At 64.7% G+C, this 18,301-nt stretch carries 10 protein-coding genes; 9 read left to right on the top strand and 1 reads right to left on the bottom strand.

What is annotated here, in order from left to right:
- Positions 1-252 precede the first annotated feature (252 nt).
- From IV498_RS13580 to glgX, 6 genes are all read left to right on the top strand, one after another.
- Positions 253-735, top strand: a complete 483-nt coding sequence (locus IV498_RS13580) for a CarD family transcriptional regulator (protein WP_269047424.1) — start codon at positions 253-255, stop codon at positions 733-735.
- Between the two features lie 171 nt (positions 736-906).
- Complete coding sequence (ispD, locus tag IV498_RS13575; RefSeq protein ID WP_269047423.1) at positions 907-1,689, top strand: 2-C-methyl-D-erythritol 4-phosphate cytidylyltransferase; 783 nt, start codon at positions 907-909, stop codon at positions 1,687-1,689.
- Positions 1,686-2,276, top strand: a complete 591-nt coding sequence (gene ispF, locus IV498_RS13570; protein WP_269047421.1) for a 2-C-methyl-D-erythritol 2,4-cyclodiphosphate synthase — start codon at positions 1,686-1,688, stop codon at positions 2,274-2,276. Before ispD ends, ispF begins: the two co-directional genes overlap by 4 nt.
- Positions 2,277-2,333: 57 nt before the next feature.
- Complete coding sequence (gene cysS / locus IV498_RS13565; protein WP_269047419.1) at positions 2,334-3,776, top strand: cysteine--tRNA ligase; 1,443 nt, start codon at positions 2,334-2,336, stop codon at positions 3,774-3,776.
- A 168-nt stretch (positions 3,777-3,944) separates the two neighbouring features.
- Positions 3,945-4,955, top strand: a complete 1,011-nt coding sequence (rlmB, locus tag IV498_RS13560) for a 23S rRNA (guanosine(2251)-2'-O)-methyltransferase RlmB (protein ID WP_269047417.1) — start codon at positions 3,945-3,947, stop codon at positions 4,953-4,955.
- A 13-nt stretch (positions 4,956-4,968) separates the two neighbouring features.
- Positions 4,969-7,212, top strand: coding sequence for a glycogen debranching protein GlgX (gene glgX / locus IV498_RS13555; protein WP_269047415.1), 2,244 nt, complete (start codon positions 4,969-4,971; stop codon positions 7,210-7,212).
- 125 nt (positions 7,213-7,337) lie between these two features.
- Here the strand turns inward: glgX and glgP are convergent, their stop codons facing one another.
- The gene (glgP, locus tag IV498_RS13550; RefSeq protein WP_269047413.1) at positions 7,338-9,962 is read right to left on the bottom strand and encodes an alpha-glucan family phosphorylase; all 2,625 of its coding nucleotides are present in this window, start codon (positions 9,960-9,962) and stop codon (positions 7,338-7,340) included.
- Between the two features lie 314 nt (positions 9,963-10,276).
- On the opposite strand from glgP, the gene IV498_RS13545 reads away from it, so the two are divergent.
- Genes IV498_RS13545 through glgB form a run of 3 tightly spaced genes read left to right on the top strand, consistent with a single transcriptional unit; the run spans position 10,277 to position 17,945 of the window.
- Positions 10,277-12,280, top strand: coding sequence for an alpha-1,4-glucan--maltose-1-phosphate maltosyltransferase (locus IV498_RS13545; RefSeq protein WP_269047444.1), 2,004 nt, complete (start codon positions 10,277-10,279; stop codon positions 12,278-12,280).
- Entirely contained in the window at positions 12,280-14,067 is a 1,788-nt protein-coding gene (treS, locus tag IV498_RS13540; RefSeq protein ID WP_269047411.1) for a maltose alpha-D-glucosyltransferase, read from the top strand. Before IV498_RS13545 ends, treS begins: the two co-directional genes overlap by 1 nt.
- The gene (glgB, locus tag IV498_RS13535; RefSeq protein ID WP_269047409.1) at positions 14,064-17,945 is read left to right on the top strand and encodes a 1,4-alpha-glucan branching protein GlgB; all 3,882 of its coding nucleotides are present in this window, start codon (positions 14,064-14,066) and stop codon (positions 17,943-17,945) included. Before treS ends, glgB begins: the two co-directional genes overlap by 4 nt.
- The last annotated feature ends 356 nt before the right edge of the window (positions 17,946-18,301 follow it).

Below are 18,301 nucleotides of genomic sequence, written 5' to 3'. Positions count from 1 at the left end.
TCAAAGAAACGGCAACAAGATCCATTCGTATCCTATCGGGAATTTGGTCGGTCGGCCGCGCCGCAGGGTCGGCCTCGGACAACGGTGCATCGCAACTCTGAAAGTGACTGCACTCTTTTGCCATTTCGTCAAGACTTTTTTGCCCGGATCCAGTGCTTCGTTCGAGCCGGGGAGCGGGGCCTGACCTGCGGCAACGCAACGGAGGAGGCCTTGAATCGTGGTAAACTGGAAGTCGGGAAAGGGAGAATTCACATGGTTTTTGAGGTCGGCGAGACAGTTGTTTACCCCCACCACGGTGCGGCAAAGATCGAAGAGATCAAAATGCGCACCGTCAAGGGTGAGGAGAAGATGTACCTCAAGCTGAAGGTGGCTCAGGGTGACCTGACCATCGAGGTGCCAGCAGAAAACGTGGACCTGGTTGGGGTCCGCGATGTCGTAGGAAAAGAAGGCTTGGAGCACGTCTTTGAGGTTCTCAGGGCGGAGTTCACGGAGGAGCCCACCAACTGGTCCCGCCGCTACAAGGCAAACCTTGAAAAGCTCGCCTCCGGCGATGTCATCAAGGTGGCCGAGGTTGTTCGTGACCTGTGGCGCCGCGACCACGACCGCGGCCTTTCGGCCGGGGAAAAGCGGATGCTGGCCAAGGCGCGTCAGATTCTGATCTCGGAATTGGCTCTGGCGGAAAAGACCGACGAAGAGAAGGCAGCGACCGTACTCGACGAGGTTCTTGCTTCCTAAGGGAAGCCGGGGCGGTCGTTGAAGTCGGCCCGAGCCCGAAGTGATGTAGGGGAAGGCCCCGGCAGGTAACGTCCTGCCGAGGCCTTTTTCACGTCCACTGTGCGCGGCCGCGACCCGCAGTGGGCCCCTTGGCTGCCGCACTGTCCGGCCTACTGGCGATACGCTGGGCGGATGGAGACAGAGGCTGGAAGAAAGATCGCCGTCATCGTGGTCGCCGCCGGATCGGGCGAACGGCTGGGTCGCGGAGTCCCCAAGGCGCGCGTTCCGCTCGGCGGAGAACTCATGCTCACGCATGCACTGCGTGGCGTCCTGGCGGCTGACATTGCCAGCCATATCTGCGTGGCGCTCCCGGACGGTGATGCCGAGCTGCAGAGGCTTTGTGGTGTGTTGGCTGCTGAAACATCGGCGGCCGGCGGTCCGGAAATCACGGTCGTCGACGGCGGCAGCAGCCGGGCGGAGTCCGTTCGGTCCGCGCTGGCGGCCCTGGCGCCGGAGGTGAGTGCGGTAGTCATTCACGATGCCGCCCGGGCGCTGACGCCGCCGGAGGTATTCCACCGGATCGCCGCATCGCTGGCGGAAGGGGCGCTGGCCGTGATCCCCGCCCTCGCCGTCGTCGACACCATCAAGACAGTAGAGAATTCCGATCCCGGGACGGCATCGATTGCCCCGGAGAGGGTCCGCTGCACGCCGGCCCGGGATCAATTGCGGGCCGTGCAGACCCCGCAGGGCTTTGACCTGGCCACCCTGCGCCGGGCACATGAACAGGCTGCGCTGCTGACCCAATCCCAGGCCGCCGAGGTGACCGACGACGCAATGCTGGTGGAAGCCATGGGCGTGGCCGTCTACGTCGTCAAGGGCTCAGCCCGCAGCCTGAAAATCACCACCCCAACGGACCTGCTGCTGGCCGAAGCCCTGCTGGAAGGCCCGCTCGCCCCGCGCTGGGTGGAGGGATGAGCGCACAGATCCCGCCGAGCCAGCTGCCGGACCCGGTGGCCGGACCGAGCCAGCCGCCGGACCCGGTGGCCGGGCCGGAGTGGAAAGGGGTGCAGGCGGGCGCAGGAGCCGGCTGGCCGCGGACGGGAATCGGAGTGGACGTGCACGCCTACGCTCCCTTGGACGCACCGCGGCTGCTCTGGTTGGCGGGCTTGGCCTGGCCCGGGGAGCGCGGTCTTGCCGGGCACTCCGACGGTGATCCGGTGGCCCACGCCGCCGCAGACGCGCTGTTTTCGGCGGCCGGTCTCGGGGATCTGGGGGAGCATTTTGGCACTGATCGGCCCGAATTCGAGGGGGCCCATGGTGTGGTGCTGCTGACCGAGGCTGCCCGGATCGTCCGGGCAGCGGGCTTTGAAATCGGAAATATTGCCGTGCAGCTGGTGGGTAATAGACCGAAATTCGGTCCCCGCCGCGATGAAGCCCAACATGTGCTCTCCGAAGCAGCTGGCGCTCCTGTCAGCGTTAGCGCCACCACCACCGATGCCTTGGGTTTCACCGGCCGAGGCGAGGGCGTGGCTGCCATCGCCACTGCGCTCGTAGTTCGCTGAGGCCAGAGGGAAGGCGCTAAAACTTTTCCGGAGGTCCTGATCCGATAGCCTTGAGGCGTGACCCTGCGCTTTTACGATTCCGCTGCCGCCGAAGTCCGCGACTTTTCCCCGCTCGTCCAGGGCGAGGCCTCGCTTTACTACTGCGGCGCCACCGTCCAGGGCGAGCCGCATATTGGGCACGTCCGTTCGGCCATCGCCTTCGACCAGCTCACCCGCTGGCTGCGCTACCGAGGCCTTAAGGTCACGGTGGTCCGCAACGTCACGGATATCGATGACAAGATCCTGGCCAAGAGCGCGGAGTCCGGCGAGGAATGGTGGGCGCTGGCCTACCGGTTTGAGCAGGCCTTCGAGGATGCCTACGACGCACTGGGGGTGGAGAAGCCCACCTACGAGCCCCGCGCCACCGGGCACATACCGGAGATGCACCAGCTGATCCAGGAACTGATCGACAGCGGTCATGCCTACCCGGCCGCGGACGGTTCCGGCGACGTGTACTTCGACGTGCGCTCGTGGAGCAAATATGGCTCGTTGACGCGGCAGAACATCGACGATATGCAGGCGGCCCCGGATGTGGAGCCGGAGTTCAGCGTCCGGAAGAAGGATCCGCGCGACTTTGCGCTCTGGAAGGGCCACAAGCGGGGGGAACCGGCGACGGCGGCCTGGTCCAGTCCATGGGGTCGCGGCCGTCCCGGCTGGCATCTGGAATGCTCCGCGATGGCCGGAAAGTACCTCGGCCCTGCCTTCGACATCCACGGCGGCGGTCTGGACCTGCGCTTTCCACACCACGAAAACGAAATGGCCCAGTCGCAGGCCGCGGGACGAAGTTTCGCCAACTTCTGGCTGCACAACGGACTGGTGACTTACGGCGGCGAGAAAATGAGCAAGTCCATTGGCAATACCGTCGGCCCCGCGGAGTTACTTGCCCAGGCTCGGCCGTTGGTGGTCCGCTATTACCTGGGCCAGGCCAACTACCGCTCGGTGCTGGACTATCGGCCCGAGTCGCTTACCGAAGCCGCGTCCGCCGTCGAACGCATTGAGACCTTTTTGACGAAAACGGTGGCCAGGCTGTTTCCCGGCGGCGACTGGGGCATGGTGTCCTCCGTTCCCGAGGCCTTCGGCGCGGCGATGGATGATGACCTCAATGTTCCGGCGGCCCTGGGCGTCCTTCATGAGACGGTCCGGGCGGGCAACACCGCACTGGCCGCACGGGACGACGACGGCGCCAAGGTCGCCCTTGCCGCGTTGCTCGGCATGACGGAGGCGTTGGGGATCAACCCGTTGAGCGGGCAGTGGAAGGACGACGACGGCGGCACTGCCGAGCGAGCGGCGCTGGACACCTTAATCCAGGCGCAGCTGTCGGCGCGGAACCAGGCCCGGGCGGCCAAGGACTGGGCCACCTCCGATGCCATCCGGGATTCCCTTGCCGCGGCCGGAATCGAGATAGCGGACACGTCCGATGGGCCCAGCTGGGAGCTGCGCAGGGACACGGCCGCCTCCTGACCTGCGTGGCGGGCCCCGCCCGTCCCCGGAATCCACAGCCGGACTGGTGTCTGCGGCGGATTTGGGGCGATTTAGTAAACTGGTAACGGTGCGGGCAGTAATTGAGTCCGCGCCAGCAAAACTTTCGGGGCCCGCAACTGGTCCCTCACCGACCGTTAGGGTTTTACCATGGCCAATAGTTCACGCGCAGGGGCCTTGCGCAAGCTGAAGAAGGGCCCCACGGTTGGTACCGGCGGCCACGGCCGCAAAGCGCTGGAGGGCAAGGGTCCCACGCCGAAGGCCGTTGAGCGCCCCTATCACAAGGCGCACAAGGGCAAACAGCTTGCCGAGCGTTCAGCCGCCAAGCATGGCTCCGCCGGAGCGCCGCCGCGTAATGGCCGGGGCCGGAGCGGGCCTAAGGGCCGCGCCACGGAGGAGATGGTCACCGGGCGCAACTCGGTGGTGGAGGCGCTGCGCGCAGGCATCCCTGCCAAGACCTTGTATGTGGCGGTCCGGATCGACATGGATGACCGTGTCCGGGATTCCCTGAAGCTGGCAGCGGACCGAGGCATCCCGCTGATGGAGGTCCACAAGCCGGAACTGGACCGCCTGACCGAAGACGCCGTGCATCAGGGTCTGGTGCTGCAGATTCCGCCGTATGAGTATGAGGACGCGGTGGACCTGGCCCAGGAGACCGTTGCCAAGTGGAAGAAGGGCTACATCAACAATGCGCCCCTCTTCGTCGCCCTGGACGGCATCACGGATCCGCGTAACCTTGGCGCCATCATCCGCAGCGTTTCCGCCTTCAGTGGGCACGCCGTCGTCGTTCCGGAGCGGCGCAGTGTGGGTGTGACAGCCGCCGCCTGGAAGACCAGCGCCGGTGCCGCCGTCCGTGTCCCCGTGGCCAAGGCGCCGAACCTGAACCGCGCTCTGGCCGCGTTCAAAGACATGGGAATCTTTGTCTTAGGGCTCGACGGCGACGGTGACGTTTCACTGCCGGGGCTGCCACTGGCGGCCGATCCGATCTGCATCGTCGTGGGTTCGGAAGGCAAGGGTCTCTCGCGTTTGGTGCGGGAGAACTGCGACCAGATCGTCTCGATTCCGATCGATTCGGCGATGGAATCCCTCAACGCGTCGATGGCCGTGGGTATCACCCTGTACGAGGTTTCCAAACAGCGTTCCGCCCGCAGTCAGCCGTAGGGACGGAGCCGTCGTGACTCAGAGCGCCGGCCTCATCACGTCGGGAAGTGTGGCCAGACCCTTCCCGCTTGGAGTAAGTGCACCGTTGCCCTCGGCGTCCGGGGATACGGCCAACGTGGCGGTCTTCGCGCCTGACCACCACCGTATTGTGCTCTGGGTTCAGGCACCCGAACGGTCCTGGCGACGGGTCCTGCTTCCGCACCGGTCCGAGGGTGTTCATTACGGCTTGGTGCCCGGGATACCACGCGGGAGCCGGTATGCCCTTGCTCCCGCCGGCGCGGCGCCCGTCGGTGAGAGCGAGTCCACGCCGGACCCGGACTCTGCACGGCTGCCCTTTGGTGCGGATCAGTTGGATTCGGATTCAGTGGGCCCGGACCCGGACTCTGCGCAGCTTCTGCTGGACCCCTATGGGAAATACATCGACTGCAGGCCCGGCCCAGATGGCCCGTTGTACACCTCCGTCCGGGTGGCAGACGGCTCAGACGGTGTCGGCTCAGAAGGTGTCGGTTCAGACGGTGTCGGTTCCACCAGAGCGGGCGGCTCCACCGGCGCCGACTTCGACTGGGGCACGGACGCCCCGCCGCGCACTCCCTGGCGCAACACCGTTCTGTATGAGGCCCACGTCAAGGGCCAAACCATGCGTTCCCCCATGATTCCCGAGGCCATCCGCGGAAGCTATGCGGGCATGGCCCACCCGGCTATGATCGAGCACCTGACCGCGCTGGGGATCACCGTCGTCGAACTGCTGCCCATTCAGTACCACATCGACGAGCCACATCTGGCCCCATTGGGGCTGACGAACTATTGGGGCTACAACACCCTCGGTTTTTTCGCTCCGCATGTCCACTATGCCAGTGCCGCCGCCCGCACGGCGGGACCCGAGGCGGTACGGAACGAACTCAAGGCCATGGTCAAAGCACTGCACAGCGCCGGGATCGAAGTGCTGCTGGACGTCGTCTACAACCACACCGCGGAAGGTCCGGCCGCGCTGCCCGATTTGAGTTGGCGCGGGCTGGCGGACGAGCAGTACTACCGCCATGAGCACGGGCGGTACCTGGACAACACCGGCTGCGGCAACACCATGGACTTCTCCGAGCCGCGCGTTGTGGATTTGGTCCTGGAATCATTGCGCTATTGGGTCAAAGAATTCCATGTGGATGGATTCCGCTTCGATCTGGCAGTCAGCTTGGCCCGCGATGGGAACAATCACTTCCGCCAGGATCACGCTTTCCTGGCCGCCGCGTCCGCTGATCCGGGGCTGCAGGGCGTCAAACTGATCGCCGAGCCATGGGACCTTGGCCCGGATGGCTGGCAGACCGGCTGCTTTCCTGCTGGTTGGTCTGACTGGAACGATCGTTTCCGGGATTCGGTGCGCGATATCTGGCTCACGGACCAGGCGGCCATGGCTGCGGGCGGGCATGGCGGTCCACTGGCCCCGTTGGCGGACGCGTTGGCCGGCTCCTCCGCCCTGTTCGCTGCCTCGGGCCGCGGCCACTTCGCCTCCATCAACTTAATCACGGCCCATGATGGGTTTACGCTCGCGGACCTGGTCTCGTATTCGCATAAGCACAACGAAGCCAATGGTGAGGACAACCGCGACGGCGGCGATCACAACCACAGCTGGAACCATGGCGTCGAGGGCCGCACTGATGACCCCGGCATCCGGGCCGCACGGGCGCAGAGCAGCCGAAACATGATGGCCACTCTGATGCTCTCCCAGGGCGTGCCGATGATCACGGCCGGAGACGAACTGGGGCGCAGCCAGCAAGGCAACAACAACACCTATTGCCAGGACAACGAGCTGGCGTGGCTGGATTGGTCCATGGATTCCGCGGCGCGGGACATGTTGACGGCCACTCGGCGATTGATCAAGGTGCGGAGGGACTTCCTGGCTGGCCAGCCAGAGAGCTTTCTCGCCATCGGCGGGAGCTCGTATCTGCACTGGTTTGCGGCCGACGGCAACGCGATGACGCCCGAACAATGGGCGGACCCCGCGACCCGGGTGCTGCAGATGCAGATGGGTTCGCCGACCGGGGTGCTGGACGGACTGGTGGTGATCAACGCCGCTGTGCAGGACCTCAAGGTAGTGCTGCCGGGGGCGGCGGACGACGGCGGCACTACCCGCCGCTATGAGCTGCGGTTCAGCACGGCGCAGGACTACCGGCACCGCCGCGGCATTGAGCTTCTGGCCGGGGACAAGGACCTGGTGGAGGCCAACTCGATCAGCGTCTATCGTTCCCAACCGCCCCGCGACTGACCCACGACCGCTGGGTGCGCGTCTCTGCCCCCAAGCCGCCTGCCTGCCCTGAGCCGTCGCGAAACCCGAGCGAACGCGCGAAACCCCAGCAGGTTCGCTGGGGTTTCGCGGATGAGGGGAGGGGATCAGGCGTTAACGATCAGGCCCAGTTCCGCCTTGGACGCCAGGCCGGAGTGGGTGGGCAGCACCCGAACCGTGTAACCGAAGCTGCCGGACCGGTCGATCACAACCTCGCCGCTGAACAGGTACCGTCCCTGGCCCAGTTCCTTCTCCTGGTCCAGGACCGAGATGGTGGTGTTAGTGAGTTCATCGGAATCCAGAGCCTGGCCATATGCCACCTCGACGCTGACGTCCTGCGGTGCCAAGCTGTCCAGCGCCACGTAGGCCTTGACCTGCAGAGTGTCCCCGATCTGCGGATCATCGGAAACACCCACCGAATCGACGTGTTCCACCGCAATTTTCGGCCATGCTGCCCGCACCGTGGTGGTCCAGTCCGCCAGTTGCTTTGCCTGCGCGTAGTCGCGGTCCCGGGCTGCCCTGCCGGAGATGGCCGCGGGCTGGTAGAGCCGCTCCACATAGTCTTTGAGCATTCGCTCGGCCGAGACCGCCGGACCCAGTTTGGCCAGCGTGTGCTTGATCATGGAGATCCAGTGCATCGGCAGTCCGTCAGGAGATGGTTGCGACGCTCCAGCCGCTCCAGCTCCTCCGGCACCGGTGGTGACGGTGGCGCCGTAGAAGCGCGGAGCAACCTGGCGTTCCAGCAGCTCATAGAGGGCAGCTGCCTCAATATCGTCACGGTCCTCCGGCGAGGCCCCATTGTTGGCCGTCGGGATTGCCCAGCCGTTTTCGCCGTCGTACATCTCGTCCCACCAGCCATCGAGCACCGAGAGGTTCAGCGAGCCGTTGATGGCCGCCTTCATTCCCGAGGTGCCGCAGGCCTCGAGCGGGCGCAGCGGGTTATTCAGCCAAACGTCACAGCCCGGGAACAGGGTCCGGGCCATCGCGATGTCGTAGTTGGGCAGGAAAACGATCCGATGCCGGACCTGCGGATCATCGGTGAACCGGACCAAGTCCTGGATCATTTTCTTTCCGGCATCGTCGGCCGGGTGCGACTTCCCGGCAATGACCAGCTGGATCGGGTGTTCAGCATTGAGCAGCAGCCGCTTGAGCCGGGCCGGATCGCGCAGCATCAGGGTCAGTCGCTTGTAGGTGGGCACCCGGCGGGCGAAACCAATGGTCAACACGTCCGGGTCCAGCACGGTATCCGTCCAGGACAGCTCGGCATCGGCTGCGCCGCGCTTCTTCCACGACGAGCGCAGGCGCCGGCGGACGTCCTCGACGAGGGCGCTGCGCAGACTGCGGCGCAGGGCCCAGATCTCCTCATCGGGAACCTCATACACCTTGGACCAGTCCGGCGCGTTGAGCACATCGGAGCCGAAGCGCTTGGCGGCCAAGGTGCTGAGCTGGGGGTCAACCCAGCTCGGAACGTGCACCCCATTAGTTACCGACGTAATCGGCACTTCGCTGTGGTCGAATCCTGGCCAAAGTCCGGCGAACATACCGCGGGACACCACGCCGTGGAGTTTCGCCACTCCATTGGCACGCTGGGCCAGCCGCAGCCCCATCACCGCCATGTTGAAGACCTCGGGGTCGCCGTCGTCGTAGGTTTCCTCACCAAGTCCCAGGATTTTCTCCAGCGGAACCCCGGGTGCCAGCCCCGCGCCGAAGAACTGCCGAATCTGCGAGCGGGAGAAGCGGTCGATGCCTGCCGGAACGGGAGTGTGCGTCGTGAAAACCGTCGAGGCGCGGCCCGCGGTCAACGCTTCCTCCCAGCCCAGCGGGGCCTCGTTGCCCGCCGGATCCATAAGTTCACGGATACGCTCGATCCCCTGGAACCCTGCATGGCCCTCATTCATGTGGAAGACCTCCGGAGCCGTAGCGCCGGTGAGCCTGGCAAATATCCGCAGCGCTTTGACCCCGCCCATGCCCAGCAGCAGTTCCTGCTGCAGCCGGTGCTCGCCGCCGCCGCCATAGAGGCGGTCAGTGATGACGCGGGCAGCGTCATCGTTGCCTGCCACATTGGAATCCATCAGCAGCAGCGGAACCCGGCCGACGTCGGCACGCCAAATGTGCGCTCGGATTTGGCGCCCCTCCGGCAGCGGCAGAGTCAGCAGGACCGGACGGCCGTCCTCCTCGCGGAGCAGGGTCAGCGGCAGGCCATCCGGATCCAGCACCGGATAGGTTTCCTGCTGCCATGCATCGCGGGAAAGGGATTGCTTAAAGTAGCCGGCCTGATACAGCAAACCGACACCGATCAGCGGAACGCCGAGGTCCGAGGCAGCCTTGAGATGGTCCCCAGCCAGAATGCCCAGGCCGCCGGAGTACTGCGGCAGCACCTCGGTAATGCCGAACTCCGGTGAGAAGTAGGCAATGCACTTCGGCGCGCTCTCACCCAGGCCCTGGTACCACCGCGGCTGCTCCAGATAGCGTGTGAGATCCTCGGACGCGGCGCGGACCCGCTCCACCACCGCTGGATCATCGGCCATCCGGTGGAACTGCTCCCGGCTCATCGACCCCAGGAAAGTCACCGGGTCGTGGTCGCTTTCCTCCCAGAGTCTGGGGCTCAGACCCGCAAACAACTCACGGGTGGGCAGATGCCACGACCACCGAAGATTGGTGGCAAGCCGCCCCAGCGGAGCGATCGATGTGGGCAGTACGGTTCGGACGGTAAATCTGCGGATAGCCTTCACTTGCGCCACATTAGCGCACCCAACTGCGGATTTGTCAGGTCGCCTGCGCCGATTCATTTAAATTGGCTGCTAAACAGAAGCTCCAATTCCCGTCAGGAAATTCTGCGAAACCGTACTGCGTGCAGACAATCGCGTCAAGACGAAAGGCAGCTTAGCAATCTGGGCGCAGACTCGCTAACGTCTACCATGTGACTACTTTCAATGCCCTACCGGCAAATGGACCGCAGGACCGGGTGCCGGTCAAGGCTGCCAGGTCCCGAAGCGCCGCATCCGCACGCTCCGTTCGGGACGGCCTGCGCTTTGGCCGGATCCCAATGACGGACATTTCACCGGTTGTGGAGGGCGGATTGTTCCCTGCCAAAGGACTGCCGGGCGCTGATCTGGAAGTCGCGGCAACGGTGTTCCGGGAGGGCCACGATGTGCTGGGAGTCAGCGCCGTACTCCTTGACGCCAAGGGCAAGGAGCGCCAGCGCACGGCTCTCGCGCCGCTGGCCCCGGGCACGGATCGATGGGGTGGGGTCTTGACGCCGCCTGACGTTGGCCGCTGGTCCTTCGCGATCGAGGGCTGGGCTGATCTGTACGCGACGTGGCGCCATAATGCGGAGGTCAAGATAGACGCTGACGTGGATGTCGAGGTGATGCTGGCCGAGGGCGTCGCGCTGCTGACGAAAGCGGCGGACGACGACGGACGGCCCACGGCGGATGCGAAAACCTTCCGGGCGGCAGCGGGTCAGCTCGCCGATTCGACGCTGGAGGTGCCGGCCCGGCTTGGAGCCGGCACGAACGCGGCCGTGCGCGCCGCCGTCGAACGCCTGCCCATCCGGGACCTGGTGACCCGAAGCGCCGCCTATCCGGTCCAGGTGGAACGAGACGCTGCCGGGCGCGGTGCCTGGTACGAATTTTTTCCCCGCTCCGAAGGGGCGCGTCAGGACCCGGCCAGCGGGGAGTGGACCAGCGGCACCTTCCGCACCGCCGCCGCGTCGCTGGACCGGGTGGCCGAGATGGGCTTCGACGTCATTTACCTGCCACCCATCCACCCCATCGGGACGTTGAACCGCAAGGGCCCGAACAACACCTTGGTTACACGGGACCACGATCCCGGATCGCCGTGGGCGATCGGCTCGTCAGAAGGCGGCCATGACGCGATTCATCCGGACCTGGGTGGCTTCGAGGACTTTGACGCGTTCGTGGCGCAGGCGGCCGAACGTGGACTGGAGGTGGCGCTGGACCTGGCCCTGCAGTGCGCACCGGACCATCCGTGGGCATCCCAACACCCCGAGTGGTTCACCACCCGGGTGGACGGCACCATTGCCTTCGCGGAGAACCCGCCGAAGAAGTACCAGGACATCTATCCGCTGAATTTCGACAATGATCCCGACGGCCTCTCGCGGGAGATTCTGCGGATTGTCCAGCTCTGGATCAGCCACGGCGTGAAAATCTTCCGGGTGGACAACCCGCACACCAAACCGGTCTGGTTTTGGGAATGGCTGCTGGCTACGGTGGCCCGGAAAAACCCCGAGGTGGTGTTCCTCGCCGAGGCCTTCACCCGGCCCGCGATGATGCATGCGCTGGGCCGCGCCGGCTTCCAGCAGTCGTACAGCTACTTCACCTGGCGGAACACCAAGACCGAGATCGAGGAGTACTTCACCGAAGTCAGCCACGAAAGTGCCGCGGTCTTCCGGCCCAACTTCTTTGTCAACACCCCGGACATCCTGACCGAATTCCTGCAGTACGGCGGTCCGGCGGCCTTTAAGATCCGCGCGGTGCTGGCGGCGATGGCGAGCCCGCTGTGGGGCGTCTATGCCGGTTATGAGCTCTTTGAGCACGTTGCCCGGCCGGGCGCGGAAGAATACATCGACAACGAGAAATTCGAATATAAGCAGCGCGATTTTGCCGCCGCCCAAGAATCGGGGCACTCGCTGGCCCCGTTCATTGCCTTGCTGAACCGGATCCGCCGCGAACATCCCGCGCTGCTGGACCTGACGAATCTGACCATCCACCCCACTTCGGACCCGGCCACCATAGCGTTCAGCAAACACAAAACGGTGGCCGCCCGTGGGCGGCAACCGGCGGCCGGCGGTGCCGGTGCCAGCAAGGACACCGTCATCGTCATCGTCAATCTGGACCCGCACAGCACCCGCGAGGGCACCGTTTCACTGGACCTGAGCGCCCTCTCGCTGGACGGGCTGAATCCCGACGGCACCTTCACCGTGGAGGAGCTCATCACTGGGCACCACTGGAATTGGGGCAGCGAAAACTATTTCCGCCTGGACGCCCATGTAGAACCCGCCCATATCCTAGCTGTGAGGAGATCATAGTGGCCTTTGCTCCGCACAATTCGTCGACGCAATTCAACCTCAACGCCCCGGGGCTCCAGCACGACCCGCACTGGTACCGCAAGGCGGTTTTTTATGAGGTGCTGGTGCGCGGTTTTGCCGACGCCAACGGGGATGGATCCGGTGACTTCTCCGGTCTGATTGACCGGCTGGACTATCTGCAGTGGCTGGGCATCGACTGCCTGTGGCTGCCGCCGTTCTTCGATTCCCCGCTGCGCGACGGCGGGTACGACATTCGGGACTACTACACGGTGCTCGATGAGTTCGGCACCATCAGCGACTTCAAACGGCTCGTCGCCGAGGCCCACGCCCGCGGCGTGCGGGTGATCATTGACCTGCCGCTGAACCACACCTCGGACCAGCATCCATGGTTCCTGGCTTCCCGGGAAGATCCTGACGGGCCGTTCGGCGACTTCTACATGTGGAGCGACACCGACGAGAAGTACCAGGATGCCCGCATCATCTTCGTCGATACCGAGGAATCCAACTGGACCTTCGATCCGGTGCGCCGGCAGTTCTTCTGGCACCGCTTCTTCAGCCACCAGCCGGACCTGAACTTTGAGAACCCGAAGGTGATTGAGGCCATTTTCGATGTGGTCAAGTTCTGGCTTGACCAAGGCATCGACGGCTTCCGGGCTGACGCCATCCCCTACCTTTTCGCCGAGGAGGGCACCAACTGCGAAAACCTTGAGCCCACCCACGGCTTCCTGCGCGACCTGCGGGCCATGGTGGATGAAAACTATCCCGGCCGGGTGATCATTGCCGAGGCTAACCAGCCACCCGAAGAGGTGGTGGAGTACTTTGGCACCACGGAGGCGCCGGAGTGCCATATGGCCTTCCACTTCCCGATCATGCCGCGGCTCTACTACGCCCTCCGCGACCAGAAGGCGGCGCCGATCATCGAGACGATGAGGGACACCCCAAACATTCCGGTGGGCGCCCAGTGGGGAACCTTCCTCCGCAACCATGACGAGCTGACGCTGGAGATGGTCACGGCTGAGGAGCGGGAGGCGATGCTTGGCTGGTATGCCCCGGACTCGCGGATGCGGGCCAATATCGGCATCCGACGACGGCTGGCGCCACTGCTGGACAACTCCCGGGCCGAAATTGAAATGATCAATGCCCTGCTGCTGTCCCTGCCAGGCAGCCCCTTCCTGTATTACGGGGACGAGATCGGCATGGGGGACAATATCTGGCTCACGGACCGCGATGCGGTGCGCAGTCCAATGCAGTGGAACCCGGACCGGAACGCCGGTTTCTCCAGCGCGGACCCCGGCAAGCTCTACCTGCCGGTAATCCAGTCGCTGGTCTACCACTACAACCATGTCAATGTGGAGGCGCAGGCCTCCCACGCCAGTTCCCTGCTGCACTGGAACCGCCAGATTCTTGCCGTCCGCAAGGCTCATCCGGCCTTTGGCCTGGGCGTCTATCACAATGTGGAGGCCAGCTCCGAGTCGGTGCTGGCGTTTGTCCGCGAGTTGCCGGAAGGCAATCCGGAGGGTGAACAGAGCGAAGCGGTGCTCTGTGTTTTCAACCTGTCCCAGCACCCGACGGCAACCCAGCTCCGGCTGCCGTCGCTGGCGGGCCGGGGTCTCCGTGATGTGTTCGGGGGTACTGCGTTTCCGGCGGTGCAGGACGATGGAACCCTGACGCTGACCCTGGGGAGCTACGACTTCTTCTGGCTTAGGATTCGTTCCTCGGCCTCGAACCCGTCGTCACCGCTGACCCAGGCGATGCCCGTGATCCCGATGGACGGGACAAATCCATGACCGAGGCCCTGACACCGCCGCTGCTTGAGTTGCTGTCCGCTTGGCTGCCCGCCCAGCGCTGGTTCCCAGCAAAGGCCAGCGCGGGTGTTTCCCTGCACCGCGCCGGTTCGTTTCGGCTGGAGGATCCCACCGGGGCCGTCGAACTGGAAGTAAACTTCATCGGCGTGGACAGTACGGACCGGACAGAGGTCCTGCAGATCCCGCTGAGCTACCGCAGTTCCCCAATGGCCGGGGCGGAAAAGGCTCTGGTCGGCGAAGCCGACCACGCGGAGCTCGGTCACCGCTGGATCTACGAGGCCACGCACGATCCGGTCTTCATCTCGGTGTGGCTGGACTTTCTGCGCGGGCAGAGCATCCCGTTTGGCACCGTCGCGACGGATACGTTCGTGGGGGATGCCCTTGCCACCGACGCCCTTGCCACGGATGCCCTCGCCACCGATGCCCTCGCCACCGGGAGCTGCAGCACCGCCTTTCTCGCCGCGCCGGCGCCGTCCGCCGTCGTGAGCTCACGAGTGCTCAGCGGCGAACAGTCCAATACCTCGGTGGTGGTATCCGATGTGGCGTTGCCCGTCATCATCAAGTTTTTCCGCGTCCTCGCCGCTGGCATCAACCCCGATGTCGAGGTCGGTGCTGCCCTGTCGGCAGCCAGTTGCCCGGCCGTCCCGGCGCTGCACGGCTGGGCGACAGCCAGCTGGCAGGCGGCAGGTTCGCAGGTCGAAGGCAATCTGTGCGTCATGCATGAGTTCATTGCCGGCGGACAGGATGTTTGGACGCTGGCCAGGAACTCGGCCCGGGAGGGCTTGGACTTCACCGCCCAGGCGGCAGCCCTTGGTGAGGCCACCGCAGAGGTGCACCAAAGCTTGCACTCTACGATGGGCGGACACACCCCTGACGAGGAGGGACGCGCTGCCTTCCTGGATGCCATCGCCGCCCGCATCCGCTGGGCCTGGCCGGAGGCGGCCGCCGCTGTGGGTCCGTACGAGGATCAGATTGCGGACGTGCTGGACCGGCTGCAAACCATCCGGGACCTGCCGCCGCTGCAAAGAATCCATGGTGACCTGCATCTGGGTCAGCTGCTGCACTCCGACGCTTCCGGCCCTTCCGGCGGTGGGCGCTGGCTGATGCTGGACTTCGAAGGTGAGCCGCTGCGGCCGGTGGCGGAACGGAACCAGCCGGACCTGCCCCTGCGCGACGTCGTCGGCATGCTGCGCTCCTTTGACTATGCGGCCGCCAGCGCCGCTGCCGGCGATTCGAACGAGGCGTCCGGGCAGGACGATGGCCGAACCGCCCGCTGGGCCCGGGAGGCGTCTGAGGCCTTCGTCCGCGGATACCAGCGGATCCAGGGCGGAACGATCGATCAGGCATCGGCTCTGTTCGTTGCGCTGTGGCTGGACAAGGCGTTGTACGAAGTGGTTTACGAGCGGCGGAACAGGCCCGGCTGGGTCAACGTCCCGGTTCGTGCCGTGCGCCGTGCGTTGGACTCGAGGGAAAGCGGGAAAATAATGGCCAGCAAGACTCCGGACCGGAACACGGCAGCAGCCGGGAAGACGCCTGCAGCCAGGGCAACACCGGCGGCAAAGGAAACGCCCGCGGCGAAGGAAGCGCCGACGGCAACAGCCGAAGAAATGCCAGCGGCGACGCCGGCCACGAAACGAGCCCCGGCGGCGAAACGAGCCCCGGCGGCGGCCGGTTCACTGACACCTATTCCGGTGGATCACGAGGTGCTGGCGCGCATTGCCGACGGCTCCTACTACGCCCCGCACTCCGTGTTGGGGGCGCACCTAGACGCGGATGGCCACATCACCATTCGCGCTGTGCGGCACCTCGCCGAGTCCGTCGTCGTCGTCACCGCCACCGCGCGGGTGCCGATGACCCATGAATCCGGCGGCATCTGGACCGCGGTGCTGGAGCCCGAGGACCCCGGACACGCTCCGGACTATCGGCTCGAGGTCGGCTATCCGGACGGCTCCACGCTCACCGTGGATGACCCATACCGCTACCTTCCCACTCTCGGTGAGGTGGATCTGCACCTCATCGGCGAGGGGCGGCACGAGACGCTGTGGACAGTCCTGGGCGCGCATGTGCAGCACTACCATTCCGCTCTCGGTGACGTAACGGGCGTTAGCTTCGCCGTTTGGGCGCCCAATGCGCAGGCCGTTCGCGTGATGGGGGAATTCAACAACTGGGATGCCCGACATCATGCCATGCGCAGTCTGGGTTCGACAGGCATCTGGGAGATTTTCATCCCGGGCGCCGAGGCTGGGGCCCGCTACAAGTACGAGATTCTGGGCCGCAACGGCGGCTGGGCGGAAAAGGCGGACCCGATGGCGTTCGGCACCGAGGTGCCGCCGCTGACGGCTTCGCGGGTGGTGCAGTCCAGTTATCGGTTCGACGACGGCGAATGGATGGCCGCGCGGGCGGAACGCGACCCGCACAACTCGCCGATGAGCGTCTATGAAGTCCATCTGGGTTCATGGCGGCTGGGCCTGGATTACCGCGAACTGGCCAAGGAGTTGGTCGAATACGTGCAGTGGATGGGCTTCAGCCATGTGGAACTGATGCCCGTTGCCGAGCACCCGTTCGGCGGTTCCTGGGGCTACCAGGTCACCTCGTATTTTGCCCCGACGTCGAGGTTCGGGCATCCGGACGAATTCCGCCACCTCGTGGACGCACTGCACCAGGCCGGCATCGGCGTGCTGATGGACTGGGTGCCGGCGCACTTCCCCAAGGATGCTTGGGCGCTGGCCAGCTTCGACGGCGGTCCGCTGTACGAGCATTCCGATCCGAAACTGGGCGAGCATCCGGACTGGGGCACGCTGATTTTCGATTTCGGCCGCAGCGAGGTGCGCAACTTCCTTGTCGCGAACGCGCTTTACTGGCTGGAGGAGTTCCACATCGACGGCCTGCGGGTGGATGCTGTGGCCTCGATGCTCTACCTCGACTATTCCCGCCAGGAAGGTCAGTGGAGCCCGAACCGCTTTGGTGGCCGGGAAAACCTGGAGGCCATCTCCTTCCTGCAGGAGGTCAACGCCACCGCCTACAAGCGCTATCCCGGCATCGTCACGATTGCCGAAGAGTCTACTGCGTTCCCCGGAGTTACGGCGCCCACCAGCGGCGGAGGACTTGGCTTCGGACTGAAGTGGAACATGGGCTGGATGCACGACTCGCTGGCTTATATGGCTCAGGATCCGATCAACCGGGGCTGGCACCACGGAACCCTGACTTTTTCGCTGGTGTACGCCTTCACGGAAAACTTCCTGCTGCCGATCAGCCATGACGAAGTAGTGCACGGCAAGGGGTCCATGCTGCGCAAGATGCCGGGGGACCGCTGGCAGCAGCTGGCGAGTCTGCGGGCTTTCCTGGCGTATCAGTGGGCGCATCCGGGCAAGCAGCTGATCTTCATGGGCACGGAATTCGGCCAGGAAGCCGAGTGGAGTGAACAGCACGGCTTGGATTGGTGGCTGACGGATGCACCGCCGCATCGGGGCGTCCAACTGCTGGTCCGAAAGCTGAATGAGAAGTACAACTCGGTTCCGGCGCTGTATGCGCAGGACAACGATCCTGCTGGCTTCGAATGGATCAATGCCAACGACGGTGACCACAACGTGCTCTCCTTCATCCGCTGGGACCGTGAGGGCCATCCACTCGTGGCGCTGGCCAATTTCTCCGGGCAACCGCACCACGATTACCGGGTGGGCCTGCCGACGGCCGGAGAGTGGGTCGAATTGCTCAATACGGATGCCGCCGAGTTCGGTGGGTCCGGCGTTGGAAATGACGAAACGATTGTGGCGGTGGAGGAGGAATTCGAAGGTCAAAAGGCCTCGGCCTCACTGACGTTGCCGCCGCTGGGAGTGCTGTATCTGGTGCCCCGAGGCTGAATGTCCGCGGCCCGCTCGTGAGCAACGGGCGGGCGGCGGCCCCAGCTGCCGGCGGACGCCTTCACCGGCACAACGGGCTTTGGAATCCGACCGGACAGTGCTAGAGTTGAGAACCCCGCTGGACCACGGTTTGGATCAGGTGGTTTGCAGTTCGGACTTCCGCGCAAGCGGTCCGGAACGTCGTGAAGATCAATTCTGAAGACACTGAAAACGTTGATTTGACTTGGTTGGTTTGGACGGGTAAGTTTGAAAAGTTGCTCCGGAGCGAAACGGTTGGTTTTTGGCCGCTGATGTCGGGTGCGTCTGTTGTTTGAGAACTCAATAGTGTGCCAAGTTTTGTCTTTACCGATTTATTT

It is taken from the genome of Paenarthrobacter sp. Z7-10 (assembly GCF_026932795.1).
GTDB lineage: Bacteria > Actinomycetota > Actinomycetes > Actinomycetales > Micrococcaceae > Arthrobacter_M.
The sequence above is the reverse complement of the archived record's forward strand: the minus strand, read 5'-3'. Positions and strand labels throughout refer to the sequence as shown.

What these genes read in the sequence shown, in the direction of transcription:
- IV498_RS13580 (WP_269047424.1), top strand. Translation starts at nt 253, where the DNA reads ATGGTTTTTGAGGTCGGCGAGACAGTTGTTTACCCCCACCACGGTGCG.
- ispD (WP_269047423.1), top strand. Translation starts at nt 907, where the DNA reads ATGGAGACAGAGGCTGGAAGAAAGATCGCCGTCATCGTGGTCGCCGCC.
- ispF (WP_269047421.1), top strand. Translation starts at nt 1,686, where the DNA reads ATGAGCGCACAGATCCCGCCGAGCCAGCTGCCGGACCCGGTGGCCGGA.
- rlmB (WP_269047417.1), top strand. Translation starts at nt 3,945, where the DNA reads ATGGCCAATAGTTCACGCGCAGGGGCCTTGCGCAAGCTGAAGAAGGGC.
- IV498_RS13545 (WP_269047444.1), top strand. Translation starts at nt 10,277, where the DNA reads ATGACGGACATTTCACCGGTTGTGGAGGGCGGATTGTTCCCTGCCAAA.
- glgB (WP_269047409.1), top strand. Translation starts at nt 14,064, where the DNA reads ATGACCGAGGCCCTGACACCGCCGCTGCTTGAGTTGCTGTCCGCTTGG.